We start from the raw sequence: 16698 nt of genomic DNA, 5'->3' as shown, positions 1-16698 counted from the left end.
GCATGATCATGCAGAACTCTAGTTCGCCTCTAAAGCTGCTTTTAAACCCTGTGGAATCTCAGACTCATCTGCTACTTCTTTAATGACGACCTGGCCCACAATCACTTCCGTTCCATTAAAAGTCATGGTTGGTGAACCATACAGCTCATAGCCTTCATTTAATGCCTTGGTGACACGGGCACAAAAATGCACATCATCCTTGCCGGTAAAATAACGATAAACTTTCATGGAATAGTCTTAGCTTAAATCATGCTGACTATTCTAATCTCATCAATGCATAAAAACTCAGAATTAATGGTGAACCCAATCACTCTAAATAATGAATCAAAGTAGTATTGGCACAGTTTTTGGAAGATTATTGAAGAAATTGTGAAGTATGAGATTGGGCTAGCAACACAACCTCTACAATTAGTTATAGGCATTTACGCCTTTGTCGCCTATGATCAAAGACAGCATTAAAAAGATGATTTTGAGGAATTCCGCATGGCAAAAACGGCTAGCACACCCGGTCGTCGCTTTATGAAACTTGCCGGTATGACAGCAAGTATCGCCAGCAAAACATTATCAAATTCTATTAAAAATTTAACTGCCGACGAAGAGCAGAAAAATGCAGCGCGCAGCAAACTTTTTCAGGATATTGGTGTACAGATTGCCGATACCCTTGGAGAAATGAAGGGCGCAGTGATGAAAGTCGGTCAGATCGCTTCTCAATATAAAGATATTTTTCCGCCTGAAGTCGCACGTGCTATTTCCAAACTGCAACGTCAGGCACCAGCCATGCCGTTTAACGTGATTAAAGCACAGGTTGAAAAAGAGCTTGGCAAACCGCTGGAACAGATCTTCCAGGATTTTGAACCTAAACCTTTTGCTGCTGCCTCAATTGGTCAGGTGCATAAAGCCACCTTGCCGAATGGTCAGCAAGTCGTGGTGAAAGTGCAATATCCGGGTGTGGAAGAAGCTTGTGAAAGCGACCTAAAACAGGTCCGTCTGGCGTTACGTCTGATGGGGGTATTGAAAATTGACCGTAAACTGCAAGATCAGCTGTTTAAGGAAATTCAGCACAGTCTGGACGATGAGCTGAACTATGAAATCGAAGCCCAAAATTTAGAGGTTGCTCGTGCTTTCCACGAAACACTGGATAGCAAAATTGTGATTCCACAAGTCTATCCGGATTATTCGTCACGGCATATTCTGACTTTAAGTCTGGAACATGGTGAAAGTATTGAAACTGCCAGCACTTGGCCTGTAGAAATCCGTAATGATCTGGGCCGTCGCCTGTTCCGTGCCATTGGCCAGGAAATTTTCTATCTGCGTCGTTTCCACTGTGACCCGCATCCGGGTAACTTCGCCTTCCGTGAAGATGGCACAGTGATTATTTACGATTTCGGTGGTGTAAAAACTTTATCTACTGAAGTGATTGGTCATTTTAGAGAGTTAGTACATGCAGCTCGGGAACAGAATATTCCGATGATCGAGCAACAGCTAGACTCGCTTAAGTCACTTACAGAACTTGGAAAATTCCCTCAGGAACTGTATGAACAATGGCTGGAAGTACTGTTACGCCCACTAAATGGCTATTATGATTTTGAGGAAAACTCGGCGCACCATGACGGGGTAGAGCTGATCAAGCCATCCTTGAAATATTGGGACGTATTTAAACCTTCTCCCGATACCTTGATGGTAAACCGGACCATTTCAGGACAATACTGGAATTTGATTCATTTGAAAGTTAAAGATGATCTCAGTGATGTATTTGAGGAGCTGGTACCGAAACGTGCCTAAGCTTTAACAAGAGTTACACCAGGATACACATCGTTACCGGGCTTATATTGAAAACAATATTGTTATATTATAACATAACATTAAATCTAATCATTGTTGTTCAAGCAAGGTAAAAATATGCGTCCAGATATCCATCCAGAGTATCGTGAAGTACTATTTCATGACACCAATGCCGATGTTTATTTCGTTATTGGCAGCACCATGAATTCCAGCCAGACCCGTGAATACGAGGGCAAAACTTACCCTTATGTCACTCTCGACATTTCAAGTGCGTCTCATCCCTTCTATACCGGTGAGCAGCGTCAAACCAGTAATGAAGGCCGCGTAGCAAGCTTCAATAAACGTTTTGCACGCTTTAAACGCAGTTAAAACTTAAATGTCTTATTTCTAAATCCTCTATTGTCAGGAAATCTCCCTAGTTTCCTGACTTTTTTATGCCTGCGCTAAAGCCAGCTGAGTCAGATAGAAACCAATTCCCAGTAGCAGTACACCGACAATCACACTGGATACGACATAACTGACAGCAATTGTTAGCGCCCCCTGTTTAAGTAGCTGAAAAGTTTCCAGACCAAAACTGGAAAAAGTAGTAAAACCGCCTAAGACCCCCACCATGAATAGCAGCCGTGCTTCATTCTGTAGAAAGCTGTATTTCTGGCTAAATGCAAAGAAGATCCCCGCACATAAACAACCGATAATATTGATCCACCAGGTCGGCCAGGGAAATAACATCTGCGGCTTGAAAATCAGCATGCCTGTTGTATAACGCAGTGTCGCCCCGATTGCGCCGCCCATTGCCACCAAAAGCCAGTTCATGTCCTCTCCGTTATCCTTCAATCCTGAATACGTCATCAGCCCTTATATTGGGCGAGAATAATGAATAACATCATGCACCTAAAATTGCACAATGAACATGGATCTTTGCCAAAAAATTGGTATATTCGACACCATTCATATTTATTTAAGTTCTAGAGGGAAACCCCATGGCTCAGGAATTACTGGCTCAATTGGCTGCTGGCGAAGCAAAATTTGCTGATGTAATTGCATTCATTGATGCACGCTATCAGCACACACCAACAGCTTTTAAAAATGGTCAACAAGCCAATGCTGCTACTGAAAACCAGGGTAGTGCAAAAGTATTCTCTTTTGCTAAATTGAATGGTCTGGATCAGGCGCAAACCTTAAGTCTGTTTGCTGAACACTATGCCGCAGTACTGGCAACGCCTGAAGCGACCGACCACCAGAATATCCGTCAGTTCATGATCAATGGCTGGGATGGCATTCAGTTTGAAGGCGAAGCGCTAGCTGCTAAATAAATGCTCAATCAAGCTATAAAAAAACCGCTCCTTTGAGCGGTTTTCTTTTCCTATAAATTGCCATGAATGAACTTTTATCACTAGCTACGTTGCACCTTTTCAATCCACTGAATTGAATTGACACGAAACACTTCACATGCACCATCACCTGTATCAGTCGGAGTCAATGATGAGGTCCACACCAGATCTTTATCTCGCACTTCAACCAGCTCGCCTTTCAAGCGGACCAGATCACCACGTTTGACCTGTTTAATGGCTTTGGCAATCTGCGGATTGGCAGGAATGATATGCATATTGGATACCATCTGCATGGCCTGTGCTTTAGGCACTGGAATACGATCCATTTTCCAGTTCAGATAGCGGTCATACTGGTTTACCGTGATATGCCGGGCAATTTCCGGTTCAGCGAATAGTCCCCAACTTACTGCATAATCAATCGGAGAAAACTTGGCTTGTGGATCATTATTATAAATTTTTGAACCCAAAATCCGGAAATCACCTTTAAACGGCTGCAATACCGAAATTGACTGGCCTTTTGCCACGGGTGGCAAGCCTTTGGCAATATTATGTTCTACGGATGCCTGTGACAGCACCGGTAGCATCAGACCCAGACACAGGGCAATATGCTTCATGCTTTTCAACCTCATCTTGCTTTTATCCCAACCATCTCAGTTCATCTGTTTACCAAATATCTTAGCGCGAACTTATGAAGGAAATAGTTGAAATTGGTAACAATGTGCTATGAATGAGTCGTACTAAAAATTATATTTACCAAGGAATTTTCGGTTAAGCTAAGCGCAATCCAGCAATAAATTGAACCTAAAATCATGCTGTATAAACTTTATCAAAAACATATTTTCCCGCACCTGCTAAATCAGGTCATGCAAACCGCATCACTCATGGATCTGCGCCGTGAACTGTTACTTGGGGTTTCTGGTGAAGTTCTGGAAATCGGTTTCGGTACCGGGCTGAATCTGCCCTTCTATCAAGGCGTAGATACTGTCTATGCCTTAGAGCCTAATCTCGAAATTTTTAAATTAGGCCAAGAGCGGATTCAGGTAGCGCCTTTTGTGGTTGAGCACATTCTTGCCAGTGCTGAAGTATTACCTTTTGATCGTGATCAGCTGGAAAATGTAGTTTCAACCTGGACTCTCTGCAGTATTCCTGATCTGCATCAAAGCCTAAAGGAGATTTACCGGGTACTGATGCCAGGTGGAACTTTGCATGTAGTAGAACATGTACTGAATCGGCAGAATCTGAACGTGCAGCGTTTACAGTATTTATTGACTCCGATTCAGAAGAAAGTCGCGGATGGCTGCCATCTTGATCGGGATATTGAAACTGCTTTACTTGAAGCTGGTTTTGAACTGGATGAAGTAAAATATGTCGATGCCGCTGGTATTCCAAGTATTGGACAGCGTATGTTGCTGGCCCGGGCACGTAAGCCTGTTTGATGCATTAAATAAAATCAATTCACCTGAATAGCATGCACTTTAAGCAACTGACATTGGGCGCGATGTTTCGACCCGATTCCTGCCTGAAAAGCCTGACCTGTAGTACCCGACTGTACAGTGACAATGTCACCCTGAAGATGAACCTGCTGTCCTGATTTCAGACGGCGAATCTGATTGGCAATATTTTCATTGGCGGCAATCAGGCTAAAATGCTGTACATGGGTTTTAATGGCTTCTTGCTCCGCTGTAGTGACCGCACCTTCAATCTGGAAGCAGCGTTTTGGCTGATCGAGCTGCAGTCTGGCCTGCATAGTGGGCAAAGGCTGAGTCGCCAGCAAGACATCAATATTGCTGACATAGGCCAGATCATTAAAAGTACCCACAAAGGGACTGGCCTGATGCAAGACCCGACGGTTTGGTTTGATAAACGATTTATCCAGCACTGTATACGTTGCTGAAACAGGCTGCACCGCTTCTACCTTAAAATTCTTAAGGACGCCGCTTTCTTCCAGATGAGGGATGGCGCGAAAATACTCTGACCAGACCCAGATCCCAAATGCGAATAGTGCTGCGGTGATCAGTAATTTATCCATATGATCTTTTCCTAATCCTCGAATTCTTCAAAATCGATACGGATGGTTTCAAAGCGTACCCGTCCTTCCTGAATTGCCCGGGCAATTGCCTGTTGCCCTTTGCTCAGCCGTGCGCCACCACTCTTGATATCGATCAGCACCACTTCAATATCTTCAGCCAGACCATCACCATCACGGAAGTCGGTATAACCATCAAAAACTACATAATCTACCGGATCACCCAAGAACTTTGCATCACTGGGTAAATATTGAAATTCAGGCATAATCGGTGCCAACTGTTCGGCCATTTTCCCCTTGAGTACAGCACGGCTGGTATTCACACTACGCTTCTGGGCCGCGGTCAGGGCCTGCTGATGTTCTAGTTCCAGCTCGGCAATGTAGTGTTCATATTCTGCCTTGATGCGGCCATTACGGCTTTGCCCCAGAATTAGTGTGGTCAGCACAATCCCGATACACGCTCCTATTAACATTGCCATCCATATGGACATTCAATCTTCCTTAATTTTCACTTAAGTTATGGTTAGATTCGACTGAAGTCGAGGTTTTCCGCCATCTGCCGATCAGAAAAGAATGATATGCTAGCAATGTACATAAATAAATCACCCCGACTCATGAAAACAATTTTAGTTGCAAATCAGAAAGGTGGTTGTGGCAAGACAATGACTGCCATCAGCCTAGCATCAGCACTGGCCCAAAAAGGTTACAAGGTTGCGCTTGCTGATGCCGACAACCAGAAATCTGCACTGCAATGGCTAAAACATCGCCCTGAAAATGCTGCACCAATTCAGAGTCTGGACTGGCGTAGTCCTAAATCTATTGGCGATGCACCCAAGAAAATCGAATACCTGATCATTGATGCGCCAGGCGCTTTAAATGGTGAGCATGCGGAACAACTGGTCAGTGAAGCACATGCCATTATCATTCCTTTACAGCCTTCATTTTTTGATATCGATTCGACCCGCCGTTTTCTTAAACATCTTCAGGAGATCAAGCGGATTCGTAAAGGTAAAGTCCAGATCCTGCTTCTGGCAAATCGTAACAGGCCGAATGCAGCATCGAATCAGGAAATTCAGCAGTTCTTTGACCGGATTGAACAGCAGCCAGTGGCATGGATTTCTGAACGTGCACCATATGGACGTCTGGCGATGGAAGGACTGTCGATTTTCGATAAACCGCAAAAAATGTACCGGGAAATGCAGGCACAATGGCAACCTGTATTAAATACCATTATCGATGATCCAGCCCAGTGGTTCTAAACTCACAGCGTACGATATCTTTTTTTTGATAAAAGAATCCGTATAACTTTGTCAGTGTACATTTGCGCCCGGCTTTTTTTCAGTTAATATGCCTGACAGACCTAAGGAATGAGTCATTGAATTCAGTGCAACAATACGCGCCTACATTACAAAAAGTTTTATTGTTTGGATTATTTTTTATCCTACTTTATTTGAGTTTTAATGTACTCAAATACTTTATTGTACCTGTAGTTTGGGCAGCCATTATTGCCTATATGACTTGGCCTCTGTATCAGTCTATCAAACGCTCTGTCGGTTCAAGACCGAACCTGAGTGCGATTATCATGATGATTATGGTAACGCTGGTGGTTGGTATTCCATTAACATTTGCCATCTTCCTGCTGCAACATGAAGGTCGTAGCCTGTATTACGAATTACAGAAACAGGTCTTTTCTGGTCATCTCAATGTTCCAGACTTTATTCGTAATCTGCCCCTCGTAGGTAAGGAAATTTCCCGTACCTTGCGTGATATCAATAACGACCCGAACAGCATTGTCCAGAATATTTCTATCTGGATTCAGGGGCACCTGAACTACGGTAAAGTGGTATTTAATGAAATCAGCAAAAACCTGATTAAATTAGGTTTTGCGATGCTGTCTTTATTCTTTTTCTACCGTGATGGCGAAATCATTCTGAAACAGGTCAGCAAAGCCTTAGAAAAAGTGATTGGCCCACGTGTGCATCATTATCTGGATACCATTTCTGATACCACGCGTGCCGTGGTCTATGGTGTCGGACTGACTGCAATTGCACAGGCCCTCCTTGCGGGTGTGAGTTACTTCGTCGCAGGTGTGCCAAACCCGATGGTTCTGACCATTATTACTTTTATTTTTGCCCTGATTCCGTTTGGCCCACCTATGGCGTATGGTGCAGTATCCCTCTGGCTATTTTCACAAGGCCAAACCATCGAAGCGATTGGCGTGATGGCATGGGGCGTCTGTATCGTCAGCACGGCCGATAACGTGATTCGTCCATTGGTCATTTCCGGCGCGACCCAGATTCCATTCCTGCTGATCATGTTTGGTGTACTTGGTGGTATTGCCAGCTTCGGTCTGATTGGGGTATTTATCGGTCCAGTGATTCTGGCTGTACTACTGGCAATCTGGCGTGAATGGCTGCATGAAAATGGCCAGAATGAACCGCTGATGATGCCGAAAGCCACGCTGGCCTATGATCTGGAAGAAGAAAAGAAAGATCCACCAACATCGTCACTTTAAGTGGTGTTGGCAGCGCTTATATCGCATTACAAAGCTAAAACATTTAAGTGCTTAATCCATATAGAATTGTCATAAATTCTCTGTTTCAATGAGGACACAAAATCAAAATAAGTATGGGATGCCATATCATGTCTGCATTGTTTAAGTCATCAATGTTCAAGTTATCTGCACTGGGTATCATCAGTGCGGCCCTGTTCACTGGTTGTGCAACCTCTTCGACTCAACCAAGTATCGACAATATGAAAGCGGTTACGGTAAATGCTGTATCTCCACAAGGTGTGGGTCAGTCGATTGGTATGGTTTATCTGGCTGATAGTCCGGCGGGTCTGGTGATTCGTACCAATTTAAGCAACTTGCCTGCGGGTGAACGTGGTTTCCATATCCATGAAAATGGTTCATGTGCACCTGCTGAAAAAGACGGTAAAGTCGGCGCTGCAATTGCTGCGGGCGGTCACCTGAATACCAATCAGTCACCGAATCACGGTACGCCAATGAGTGGTCATCTCGGTGACTTGCCAGCGCTGAAAGTAGCTGCTGATGGTACTGCAAAAGTGACTGTGGTTGCACCACGCTTAAAGCTGGCTGATGTTCAAGGCCGTGCCATCATGGTTCATGCCGGTGGTGATAACTACTCTGATTCACCTAAACCACTTGGCGGTGGTGGTGACCGTATTGCCTGTGGCGTGATCTAATTCATTGACTACAGCAAAGCACCTTCCCGGAGGTGCTTTTTTATATCTTATAAATCATACAGATCATTTTACCAATATAAAAATATAGCTAAAACCAACCATACAACTCTGAATTATTTATTTTAAATACAATTACTTATAGTTATAAAGCCTATTTATTCTGATACTTATATCGGCTACACTCGTAGAGTTTCCAAATATTCTGACTTGCTTATGAACATCAAAACCCTACGCCTTATTGGCCTGATTGAAGGTATTTCTTTCCTGCTGTTGTTATTTATTGCCATGCCGGTGAAGTACATGATGGACAATCCTGTTTTGGTGAAATATGTCGGCATGGGGCATGGCGTGTTATTTATTCTTTTTCTGGTAGTGCTGTTTGCGGTATGTGAAAAACAGAAATGGTCACTCAGTATGTTTATTATGGGCCTGATCGCTTCAATTCTGCCATTTGGGCCATTTATCTTTGATATGAAATTGAAAAAGCTGGAGCAGCCGGCTGAAGCTTAATTTTGGGATTGCAATCATTATCAAATAGATAATGGATATTCCCTCTCCTTTTAGGAGATGAGCAGTACTGCAGCGCAACGGGAAGATTATTTTATTAATATTTCCCTCTCTCTAACTCTCTCCCATAGGGAGAGAGGACTTCTTATATTTTTTCACTTTCTATTCTGAATTCCAAAAACTATTAAATTTATAATGAATGTTCCCTCTCCTCTCAGGAGAGGGTTAAGGTGAGGTTATTAAGAAAATAATATCAAAACTCCCCTCTTTCCTTTCTTTCTGCCATCAGTGTCTTTAAACATACTCTTGGAATGCCAAACCACAGTGCAATCAGCACAGTACAAGAAATACTATAACCCCAAATAGCATAAGCTTCATAAATCACCCGAACCAGCTCAATCACAGCGAAGAAGCTCAGCATCATCAGTACAGATAATGCAGCCGCTACGGTGCCCTTAGACACTTCAGAAGACATCAAAGCAAAACGGTAAATAACCGAAAAACTCAAGCCTTCACCGAAACTGATTAGAGTCATGCCAAGAATCAGGCAGTGTACAAAATAGTCTGGAATAAACAGCCCCGCGACGATGACCAATGTCCCAATAAACATCAGCGGGACGGCACGCATGACGGTGTGACCTAATGGCATTTTGTCGATGATTTTCAGCAGGACCAGATTACCTGCAATCAGGCCGCCCAAGACTGGAATCTGGGCCAAACCGTACTGCATACTGGTTAGACCCAAATGTTCCACCAGCATGACTGGGGACAATGCAATCCACAGCATTAACGGCATGCAGATGGTGGGCAATGACATGGTTAGTGTCACAAAGCGCTTATTCTTTAGTACTTCTTTGAAGTCATCCCAGACATAACTCAGCGGCTGTTTAACCCGACTGATTTGAGGGTCAGGCATTTTGGCTTTAAGACCAAACCAGCTCAAAAAAGCCAAGAAGGCAATCCCGATAAAACCCCAATGCCAGGATACATGCTCAATCATAAAGGCACCGAGCACAGGCCCCAACAATGGCGCGAGCAAAGACACATTTGCCATGAGTGCCATAACTTTAATGGCATCACGTTCTTCAAAGGTTTCTTGAATTGCGGCATAACCTACTGCACCGATCACAGATAGGCCGAAGCCTTGTAAAAAGCGCAGTGCAATAAAGCTTTCAATATTCGGAGCAAACAGAATTGCCAGACAAGTTATAACAAAGAAAGCTACACCACCGAGTAATACGGTTTTACGACCGAGTCGATCTGATAAGGGCCCAAGCACAGCCGCAATAAATGACCCACCCAATAAATAAAAAGACATGGACGACGGCGCCCAGGTACTGCTCACACCAAACTCTTTGGTAATAGCGAGCATGGCGGGTTGTACCAGGTCATTGCCGATATAGACAGAGAACTCAAACAGTACCAGCGCCAATGGGAACATAATGGTGGCACGGGTGAGTTTTGTCGTTTGAATATTTTGCATGGAAGAGTTAAGGCTCATTTACTCTTTTTAGAATTTTAAAAGAGCTGAATTTAAAAAATTGAGCGAAGTGTAGCAGAGTTTATTGTTTAAAGCTTTTTGGGTTAAGTCTATCCAAATATAACTATTTAATAACTTCTATAAGTTGCGTATTTGTAAATTTAAAATAAATTAAGCCATTCTTTAAAAAAAGAAAAAAAGCGCATCCTTAAAATACGCTTTTAACTAAAACCTGTTTAAAGAGCAAACAATATTATGGACACGGCTCTTGCTGGAATTTTTTCTTATCACTTCCCCGCAAGCATTGATAAGCTTTCTGGGTATTGACCAGCTCCCACTGACGACCATCTAACTTAAAGTGATAAATGGTTTGAATGGCTTTTACCGAATCATCTTTCAGCCCAGTTTCTGTCACTTTCACCTGACCTGCAGTAGGTGACTCTACATTATTAAAGAATTGACGTAGTTCCACTGTTGCAAGGTTCTCACGCAGTTCAGGGCGCAATTTTAAAACCTGCTCTAGTGGGGTATCTGGTGACTGTAATTTAAAAATTGTATCCTGCGTCGTTGCACAACCACCTGTTACAGCCACACCCAAAGTCAAAGTTGCCAATAAAATTATTCGTAGCATGGTCTTGTTTCCATTGTTGTCTTTATTATCAAAAACTATGATGCCGGGCTTTCTTTTTGCCGACTATTGAGACAATGTAAGTACGATTACACAACAATAAAAAAAGCGCACCTTTCGATGCGCTTTTGTAAATTTGACCAGATTAAAGATCGAATAATTTACCCGGGTTCATGATGCCTTTCGGATCGAACACTTTTTTCAGGGCTTTCATATATTCGATTTCTTCAGCTGAACGTGAATATTCAAGATACGGCTTTTTGGTCATACCTACACCATGTTCCGCAGAAATTGAACCGTCATATTTTTTCACAGTATCAAATACGTACTTGTTTACGACCTGACATTTGGCAAAGAATTCATCTTTAGACAAATCAGCAGGTTTTAAGATGTTTAGATGTAAGTTACCGTCACCGATATGACCGAACCAGCAGATCTCAAAGTCAGGATAGTTCTCAGAAACAATCGCATCAATTTCCTTAATAAATGCAGGAACGTGCGTGATCAGAACTGAAATGTCATTTTTGTATGGAATAAACGGCGCGATTGACTCAGAGATGTCTTCACGTAAACGCCACAAGCTTTCCACCTGATCCAGGCTCTGGCTCATCACACCGTCCAGCACCCAACCCTGTTCCATACAGTGTTCAAAGATTTCCATCGCCTTGTCCATAATCGGCTCAAATGGCGCTTCAAACTCAAGCAATACATAGAATGGGCATTCAGTTTCAAATGGGCGCTGTACATGTCCATTGGCCAGGACTTTTTGCATTGCCAGTTCACCAAAGAACTCGAACGCTGTTAAATCAATTTTTGCCTGGAAAGCGTGGAGCACTGGCATCACTGCTTCAAAGTCAGGCACACCCAGTACCATCACTTGCAGATCTTGTGGTTGACGTTCTAATTTAATTTCTGCTTCAGTCACCAGACCCAGCGTACCTTCACCACCGATGAATAAGTGTTGTAGCGCATAACCGGTCGCGTTCTTGATCATGCCTTTGTTCAAGCGCAGGATATCCCCTTTACCTGTCACGACAGTCAGGCCAAGTACCCAATTACGGGTCATGCCATATTTGATCACTTTAATGCCGCCAGCATTGGTCCCGATGTTACCGCCAATTTGCGATGAACCCGCAGACGCAAAATCTACCGGGTAGTACATCCCCTGTTCTTCAGCATAGTTTTGCAACTGTTCAGTCACGACACCTGCCTGCACGCGTACCATACGGTCTGCCGGGAAGAATTCCAGAATCTGGTTCATCTTGTCCATGCTGACTACGATCTCGCCATTGGCAGCCACTGCACCTGCAGAAAGACCAGTACGACCACCTGACGGTGTCACTGCAACATTAAATTGGTTCGCCAATTTTACGATGTCTTGAACCTGCTCAGTGGTTGATGGGAAAACGATGACTGACGGGTTTGGATCAAAGTGCTTAGTATGATCGCGACCCCAATTCTGGAGGCTGTCCGTATCGGTTTTAATACGGTTTTCACCCACAATTGCAGTCAATTGGGTCAATAACTCAGGGGTTAAAGCGACTGGAGCATTCATCGTTTGCAGACCTAGCATGAAGTAAACAAGAGAGAGGTCGTCTGTTTATTTGCATATTTTTCAGGCATCAAGGCCTGTATGAAATTCAGACGATACATGACCATTAAAGCATCAAAACGGGCTACTTTAAAAGCATGGCGCAATATTATAAGCTATTTTTAGGCGATTCCCTGAAAAAATGACAATTTAGCTAATATACCTTTGAAAATGATAGTTTAATTCAACCAGAATCATCATTTCCACCAATATCACTTGCAAAAATACCTGATATTCACGTCACGAAGGAAATGTAAATCAGGTACTTTCCTATGCTATTATACCGCGACTAAATTTGGCCTTTGTAGCGGAGCCGTAATGAGCCAACATCTATCTCTACCTAAAGATAAAATCCGTTTTCTATTGCTAGAAGGCGTTCACCAGAACGCAATCGACACATTGAATGCAGCTGGATATACCAACATCGACTATCGCAAAACGGCGCTTGAGGGTGAAGCACTGAAAGAAGCGATCAAAGATGCGCACTTCATTGGTATCCGTTCCCGTACTCAGCTCACTGAAGAAGTGTTTGAAGCTGCGAACAAACTGATCGCGGTAGGATGTTTCTGTATCGGTACCAACCAGGTAAATCTGGATGCAGCAATGCGTCGTGGTATTCCGGTATTCAACGCACCATATTCAAATACTCGTTCGGTTGCTGAACTTGTACTTGCTGAAGCAATTCTTCTTCTTCGCCGTGTACCTGAAAAATCGACAGATACACATGCAGGCGGCTGGAACAAATCTGCTGTAGGTTCATTCGAAACGCGTGGTAAGACTTTAGGTATCGTAGGTTACGGTTCAATCGGCTCACAACTTTCTGTGCTTGCTGAAAGCATGGGTATGAAAGTCATCTACTTCGATACAGTGACTAAATTACCTTTAGGTAATGCACGTCAGGTCGGTTCATTAGGTGAACTTTTGGCAAATGCTGACGTGGTATCTCTACACGTGCCAGATGTTCCGTCTACACGTAACTTCATGACCAAAGACCAGTTCGCGCAAATGAAAGAAGGTTCTATCTTCATTAACGCGGCACGTGGTACGTGTGTTGTGATCGAAGACCTGGCGGATGCACTGAAATCAGGTCACCTTGCAGGTGCCGCGGTTGACGTATTCCCGAAAGAGCCGAAAGCGAACGGTGAAGAATTCGTTTCTCCACTGCGTAACATTCCAAACGTAATTCTGACTCCACACGTGGGCGGTTCTACCATGGAAGCTCAGGCGAATATCGGTCTGGAAGTTGCTGAAAAATTCGTGGCCTATTCTGACAAAGGTATGACACTTTCTGCGGTGAACTTCCCAGAAATTGCGCTTCCATTGACTGAAGGCAAACACCGTCTGCTTCACATCCACAAAAACATCCCGGGTGTTCTGTCTAAGATTAACAATCTGTTTGCTGAACACGGCATCAACATCTCTGGTCAGTCACTGATGACTAAAGGCGATGTCGGTTACCTCGTGATGGATGTAGATGCGACTGCATCTAAAGAAGCACTTGATACGCTACACGAAGTTGAAGGCACGATTCGCGTACGCGTATTATTCTAATTCAACTACTGAAAAAACCGCAGGCTTCGGTCTGCGGTTTTTTTATTTTTTAGGGATTTATTTTCCCTGAGTACAGTCCGCTCCTGTGCGCAGTATTCGATTACTTCGAAGCCAAATTTAGTCATGCCAGATTTTAAAATTGCACCGATGGTGCAAGCGCCACTGATTTTGCTGATCGCCATGATCAGCATGCAAAGCAGTGGTTCCTTTGCCAAATATCTGTTTGGCCAGTTCCCGATTCTGACAGTTTCAGCCATGCGCCTACTCTTAGGTGCAGCCGTGTTGGCGTTGATTTTTAAAATCTGGCAAATCAATTTCCGTCAGGTGAAATGGTCAGCGATTATCAGTTATGGCTTAGCGCTGGCTGGCATGAATATGCTGTTCTATCTGGCGATTGATCGCCTGCCACTTGGTATTGCAGTTTCTTTTGAATTTATTGGGCCACTCAGTGTGGCGCTTTTTCATGCCCGGCAGAAGTTTGATTTTATCTGGGTCGGACTGGCAATTCTAGGGCTGGTGCTGCTGTTTCCCTTTGATCAGGCCGCACAGCCGCTTGATCCGATTGGTATTCTATTTGCCTTGAGTGCAGGTGCCTGCTGGGCACTGTATATCGTCGCGGGACAGAAGCCTTCCGGGGTTTCCGGCAACCATACCGTGTGCTTAGGCATGTTTGTCGGTATGCTGGTACTGATGCCAATTGCACTCTTTGCAGGAATGCCAGCTCATACTTTCGAACCGATCAGCCTGATGTACTTTTTAGCTCTGGCAATATTGGCCAGTGCACTGCCCTTTACCCTAGAAATGATTGCACTTAGAAATTTAACCGCTTTGAGTTTTGGAACCTTGATGAGTCTGGAACCTGCAATTGCAGCATTTTCCGGTTTTATCTTTTTGGGTGAGACTTTATTGTGGAACCAATGGCTGGCACTAGGCACAATCATTAGCGCTTCAATTGGCTGTACGGTGACCATGCAAAAGCGCAAAAATAAAAATATTTAAATCATTAATTATTTTGTACTGTAGGAATTTTTAAATTCAAAGTTTTGCGCAGTGATTTTTACACTTTGAATTTAAAATTTTCTGGTCATTTATGGAGCTTAAAAACTTAAATTCATTTGCTTTAAATTTAAGGCAACTGTTCACAAAATATTCTCTCCGCCTACTCATCAAAAATTAACCAGTTTGCTATAATCTGCCTTTCTCCCTGACCTGAAATCTGTGCCTGCCTGGCATATCAAACTCCCATGCCAAACGCCCAACTCCTTGCTGTGTTGTACATGGTTTTATCCATGACTTCATACCAGATCAGTGCATCCTTCGCGAAGCAATTATTTACTGTACTGGACCCGCTGACAGTAACCATTTTGCGTCTATGTTTTGCCGCCATTATTGTCTGTGTGATGTTCCGTTCCTGGAAAATTATCTCGCGACTCCCCTATCTCAAATGGAAAGATTTACTCTGCTACAGTGCAGCACTGGGCCTGATGAATATCCTGTTTTATATGTCACTGGGCAGACTGCCTCAAGGGATTGCAGTTGGCCTGGAATTTGTAGGACCGCTAGGGCTGGCACTGTTATCGATTAAAAATCGCAGTGATTATATCTGGGTAATTCTGGCAATTTTAGGAATCGCATTGATGGTGCCATGGGGACAAGCTGCCAATCATCAGTTTGACCTGCTAGGTGCTGCCTTTGCATTAGGTGCTGGTCTATGCTGGGCCTTCTATATTTTCTTTGGTCAGCGTGTGGTACAGCAGAATATAGGTATGCATGCCCTGACCATTGCCATCAGTATTTCTGCGCTGTGTTTACTCCCATTCGGGCTATATCACAATGCGGCAGCAGTTCTCGATACCCAGCATTGGGGCAAAGCCATTACCATTGCAATTCTGGCAACAGCGATTCCCTATGCGCTGGATCTGAAAGCACTTAAACAGCTGAACAAGATGAGCTATGGCACACTGTCCAGCCTTTCTCCTGCGCTGGCAGCCTTAACCGGTTTTATCCTGCTTGGTGAACGTATCGGCGTATTACAATGGGTTGCTTTGGCCTGTATTATGCTGGCTTCTGTCGGGGTCACATTGCGTGCTGCACGTCAGGCTAGAAAAGAAAAACTCAGTTAGAAATATAAAAGGATAATATTATGGGAATTGTCGCTGAATTTAAAAAATTTGATGCAGAACTTAAGAATTCTAACTGGTCTGTATCTGCTATAAACTCGAAAAATGAACTTATAGTAAGCTTATGGGGCCATGCACCCCTACTAACAAAACATCCCATCGAAAGAAAACAGATTTATAAAGATCGCATAGATCGATGGTCTGGACATGGACGTAATGAATTTAAAGTAAATTTAGATTTAGCATATTCCTCTAAATTACCTATTCGCCCCATTATTGTAATGCTTAATAATTTTTCTGATTTTAAATACATATTAAGTGGGCATGATGCTAGCCAGTATCCAAAAAGATTTAATGCGAAGACCAATTGGATTGGTAAGTTAATTCATTGGGACAATACTAATTTTGAAATCGAATTCCAATTAGAAGATAAATAAAAAAAGATGGCTGTTCAGCCATCTTTTTTATATTCTAA

The 16698-nt window shown here is 43.4% G+C and carries 20 protein-coding genes; 12 read left to right on the top strand and 8 right to left on the bottom strand.

The window, feature by feature from the left end:
* Window positions 1–18: 18 nt before the first annotated feature.
* The gene (locus BK820_RS00920) at window positions 19–228 is read right to left on the bottom strand and encodes a DUF1737 domain-containing protein (protein ID WP_004809883.1); all 210 of its coding nucleotides are present in this window, start codon (window positions 226–228) and stop codon (window positions 19–21) included.
* Window positions 229–483: 255 nt separating this feature from the next.
* Here BK820_RS00920 and BK820_RS00915 point away from each other — a divergent pair, with 255 nt between their 5' ends.
* Both BK820_RS00915 and BK820_RS00910 read left to right on the top strand, forming a co-directional pair.
* Window positions 484–1782 carry an ABC1 kinase family protein gene (locus tag BK820_RS00915; RefSeq protein ID WP_004809887.1) on the top strand — a complete coding sequence of 433 codons (1299 nt, stop codon included), beginning with the start codon at window positions 484–486 and terminating at the stop codon, window positions 1780–1782.
* A gap of 117 nt (window positions 1783–1899) precedes the next feature.
* Complete coding sequence (locus tag BK820_RS00910) at window positions 1900–2151, top strand: type B 50S ribosomal protein L31 (protein WP_004809889.1); 252 nt, start codon at window positions 1900–1902, stop codon at window positions 2149–2151.
* A gap of 63 nt (window positions 2152–2214) precedes the next feature.
* Here BK820_RS00910 and crcB read toward each other — a convergent pair whose 3' ends face one another.
* A complete protein-coding gene (crcB, locus tag BK820_RS00905; RefSeq protein ID WP_071319834.1) occupies window positions 2215–2595 on the bottom strand; it encodes a fluoride efflux transporter CrcB in 381 nt (126 codons plus the stop codon).
* A 167-nt stretch (window positions 2596–2762) separates the two neighbouring features.
* Between crcB and BK820_RS00900 the strand changes: the two genes are divergently transcribed.
* Entirely contained in the window at window positions 2763–3095 is a 333-nt protein-coding gene (locus BK820_RS00900; protein ID WP_071319833.1) for a HopJ type III effector protein, read from the top strand.
* An 80-nt stretch (window positions 3096–3175) separates the two neighbouring features.
* Here the strand turns inward: BK820_RS00900 and BK820_RS00895 are convergent, their stop codons facing one another.
* Window positions 3176–3727, bottom strand: a complete 552-nt coding sequence (locus BK820_RS00895) for a hypothetical protein (RefSeq protein ID WP_004809895.1) — start codon at window positions 3725–3727, stop codon at window positions 3176–3178.
* Between the two features lie 195 nt (window positions 3728–3922).
* Here BK820_RS00895 and BK820_RS00890 point away from each other — a divergent pair, with 195 nt between their 5' ends.
* Window positions 3923–4549, top strand: a complete 627-nt coding sequence (locus BK820_RS00890; protein ID WP_071319832.1) for a class I SAM-dependent methyltransferase — start codon at window positions 3923–3925, stop codon at window positions 4547–4549.
* A gap of 14 nt (window positions 4550–4563) precedes the next feature.
* On the opposite strand, the gene BK820_RS00885 is transcribed toward BK820_RS00890, so the two are convergent.
* Both BK820_RS00885 and BK820_RS00880 read right to left on the bottom strand, forming a co-directional pair.
* A complete protein-coding gene (locus BK820_RS00885; RefSeq protein ID WP_071319831.1) occupies window positions 4564–5142 on the bottom strand; it encodes a hypothetical protein in 579 nt (192 codons plus the stop codon).
* A gap of 11 nt (window positions 5143–5153) precedes the next feature.
* Window positions 5154–5630 carry a Holliday junction resolvase-like protein gene (locus BK820_RS00880; RefSeq protein ID WP_034592066.1) on the bottom strand — a complete coding sequence of 159 codons (477 nt, stop codon included), beginning with the start codon at window positions 5628–5630 and terminating at the stop codon, window positions 5154–5156.
* Window positions 5631–5753: 123 nt separating this feature from the next.
* On the opposite strand from BK820_RS00880, the gene BK820_RS00875 reads away from it, so the two are divergent.
* The 4 genes from BK820_RS00875 (at window position 5754) to BK820_RS00860 (ending at window position 8856) form a co-directional block, all read left to right on the top strand.
* The gene (locus tag BK820_RS00875) at window positions 5754–6398 is read left to right on the top strand and encodes a ParA family protein (protein ID WP_071319830.1); all 645 of its coding nucleotides are present in this window, start codon (window positions 5754–5756) and stop codon (window positions 6396–6398) included.
* A gap of 116 nt (window positions 6399–6514) precedes the next feature.
* On the top strand, window positions 6515–7654 hold the full coding sequence (locus tag BK820_RS00870; RefSeq protein ID WP_004896196.1) for an AI-2E family transporter: 1140 nt from the start codon (window positions 6515–6517) through the stop codon (window positions 7652–7654).
* Window positions 7655–7782: 128 nt separating this feature from the next.
* On the top strand, window positions 7783–8346 hold the full coding sequence (sodC, locus tag BK820_RS00865) for a superoxide dismutase family protein (protein WP_071319829.1): 564 nt from the start codon (window positions 7783–7785) through the stop codon (window positions 8344–8346).
* Window positions 8347–8559: 213 nt separating this feature from the next.
* Complete coding sequence (locus BK820_RS00860; RefSeq protein ID WP_071319828.1) at window positions 8560–8856, top strand: DUF3817 domain-containing protein; 297 nt, start codon at window positions 8560–8562, stop codon at window positions 8854–8856.
* Window positions 8857–9106: 250 nt separating this feature from the next.
* On the opposite strand, the gene craA is transcribed toward BK820_RS00860, so the two are convergent.
* From craA to BK820_RS00845, 3 genes are all read right to left on the bottom strand, one after another.
* Window positions 9107–10336, bottom strand: coding sequence for a chloramphenicol efflux MFS transporter CraA (gene craA / locus BK820_RS00855; RefSeq protein WP_071319827.1), 1230 nt, complete (start codon window positions 10334–10336; stop codon window positions 9107–9109).
* Window positions 10337–10586: 250 nt separating this feature from the next.
* Window positions 10587–10964, bottom strand: a complete 378-nt coding sequence (locus tag BK820_RS00850) for a hypothetical protein (protein ID WP_071319826.1) — start codon at window positions 10962–10964, stop codon at window positions 10587–10589.
* A 142-nt stretch (window positions 10965–11106) separates the two neighbouring features.
* Complete coding sequence (locus BK820_RS00845; protein WP_071319887.1) at window positions 11107–12516, bottom strand: D-2-hydroxyglutarate dehydrogenase; 1410 nt, start codon at window positions 12514–12516, stop codon at window positions 11107–11109.
* A 354-nt stretch (window positions 12517–12870) separates the two neighbouring features.
* On the opposite strand from BK820_RS00845, the gene serA reads away from it, so the two are divergent.
* From serA to BK820_RS00825, 4 genes are all read left to right on the top strand, one after another.
* Complete coding sequence (gene serA, locus BK820_RS00840; protein WP_004809918.1) at window positions 12871–14103, top strand: phosphoglycerate dehydrogenase; 1233 nt, start codon at window positions 12871–12873, stop codon at window positions 14101–14103.
* A 123-nt stretch (window positions 14104–14226) separates the two neighbouring features.
* Complete coding sequence (locus tag BK820_RS00835; RefSeq protein ID WP_071319825.1) at window positions 14227–15102, top strand: EamA family transporter; 876 nt, start codon at window positions 14227–14229, stop codon at window positions 15100–15102.
* Window positions 15103–15347: 245 nt separating this feature from the next.
* On the top strand, window positions 15348–16226 hold the full coding sequence (locus BK820_RS00830) for an EamA family transporter (protein WP_071319824.1): 879 nt from the start codon (window positions 15348–15350) through the stop codon (window positions 16224–16226).
* A 20-nt stretch (window positions 16227–16246) separates the two neighbouring features.
* Window positions 16247–16660, top strand: a complete 414-nt coding sequence (locus BK820_RS00825; protein WP_071319823.1) for a hypothetical protein — start codon at window positions 16247–16249, stop codon at window positions 16658–16660.
* Window positions 16661–16698: the final 38 nt, after the last annotated feature.

Source organism: Acinetobacter sp. LCT-H3 (assembly GCF_001866125.1).
Taxonomy (GTDB): Bacteria; Pseudomonadota; Gammaproteobacteria; order Pseudomonadales; family Moraxellaceae; genus Acinetobacter; species Acinetobacter schindleri.
Note: the sequence above shows the minus strand (reverse complement) of the source record. Positions and strands in the feature narration are given on the sequence as shown.

Excerpts from the sequence above, each read along its gene's own strand:
- BK820_RS00920 (WP_004809883.1), bottom strand. The coding sequence starts at position 228 with ATGAAAGTTTATCGTTATTTTACCGGCAAGGATGATGTGCATTTTTGT.
- BK820_RS00890 (WP_071319832.1), top strand. The coding sequence starts at position 3,923 with ATGCTGTATAAACTTTATCAAAAACATATTTTCCCGCACCTGCTAAAT.
- craA (WP_071319827.1), bottom strand. The coding sequence starts at position 10,336 with ATGCAAAATATTCAAACGACAAAACTCACCCGTGCCACCATTATGTTC.
- BK820_RS00860 (WP_071319828.1), top strand. The coding sequence starts at position 8,560 with ATGAACATCAAAACCCTACGCCTTATTGGCCTGATTGAAGGTATTTCT.
- BK820_RS00880 (WP_034592066.1), bottom strand. The coding sequence starts at position 5,630 with ATGTCCATATGGATGGCAATGTTAATAGGAGCGTGTATCGGGATTGTG.
- BK820_RS00900 (WP_071319833.1), top strand. The coding sequence starts at position 2,763 with ATGGCTCAGGAATTACTGGCTCAATTGGCTGCTGGCGAAGCAAAATTT.
- BK820_RS00825 (WP_071319823.1), top strand. The coding sequence starts at position 16,247 with ATGGGAATTGTCGCTGAATTTAAAAAATTTGATGCAGAACTTAAGAAT.
- BK820_RS00850 (WP_071319826.1), bottom strand. The coding sequence starts at position 10,964 with ATGCTACGAATAATTTTATTGGCAACTTTGACTTTGGGTGTGGCTGTA.
- BK820_RS00845 (WP_071319887.1), bottom strand. The coding sequence starts at position 12,516 with ATGAATGCTCCAGTCGCTTTAACCCCTGAGTTATTGACCCAATTGACT.
- BK820_RS00875 (WP_071319830.1), top strand. The coding sequence starts at position 5,754 with ATGAAAACAATTTTAGTTGCAAATCAGAAAGGTGGTTGTGGCAAGACA.
- BK820_RS00915 (WP_004809887.1), top strand. The coding sequence starts at position 484 with ATGGCAAAAACGGCTAGCACACCCGGTCGTCGCTTTATGAAACTTGCC.
- BK820_RS00895 (WP_004809895.1), bottom strand. The coding sequence starts at position 3,727 with ATGAAGCATATTGCCCTGTGTCTGGGTCTGATGCTACCGGTGCTGTCA.
- sodC (WP_071319829.1), top strand. The coding sequence starts at position 7,783 with ATGTCTGCATTGTTTAAGTCATCAATGTTCAAGTTATCTGCACTGGGT.
- BK820_RS00885 (WP_071319831.1), bottom strand. The coding sequence starts at position 5,142 with ATGGATAAATTACTGATCACCGCAGCACTATTCGCATTTGGGATCTGG.
- BK820_RS00835 (WP_071319825.1), top strand. The coding sequence starts at position 14,227 with ATGCCAGATTTTAAAATTGCACCGATGGTGCAAGCGCCACTGATTTTG.
- BK820_RS00830 (WP_071319824.1), top strand. The coding sequence starts at position 15,348 with ATGCCAAACGCCCAACTCCTTGCTGTGTTGTACATGGTTTTATCCATG.
- crcB (WP_071319834.1), bottom strand. The coding sequence starts at position 2,595 with ATGAACTGGCTTTTGGTGGCAATGGGCGGCGCAATCGGGGCGACACTG.
- serA (WP_004809918.1), top strand. The coding sequence starts at position 12,871 with ATGAGCCAACATCTATCTCTACCTAAAGATAAAATCCGTTTTCTATTG.
- BK820_RS00910 (WP_004809889.1), top strand. The coding sequence starts at position 1,900 with ATGCGTCCAGATATCCATCCAGAGTATCGTGAAGTACTATTTCATGAC.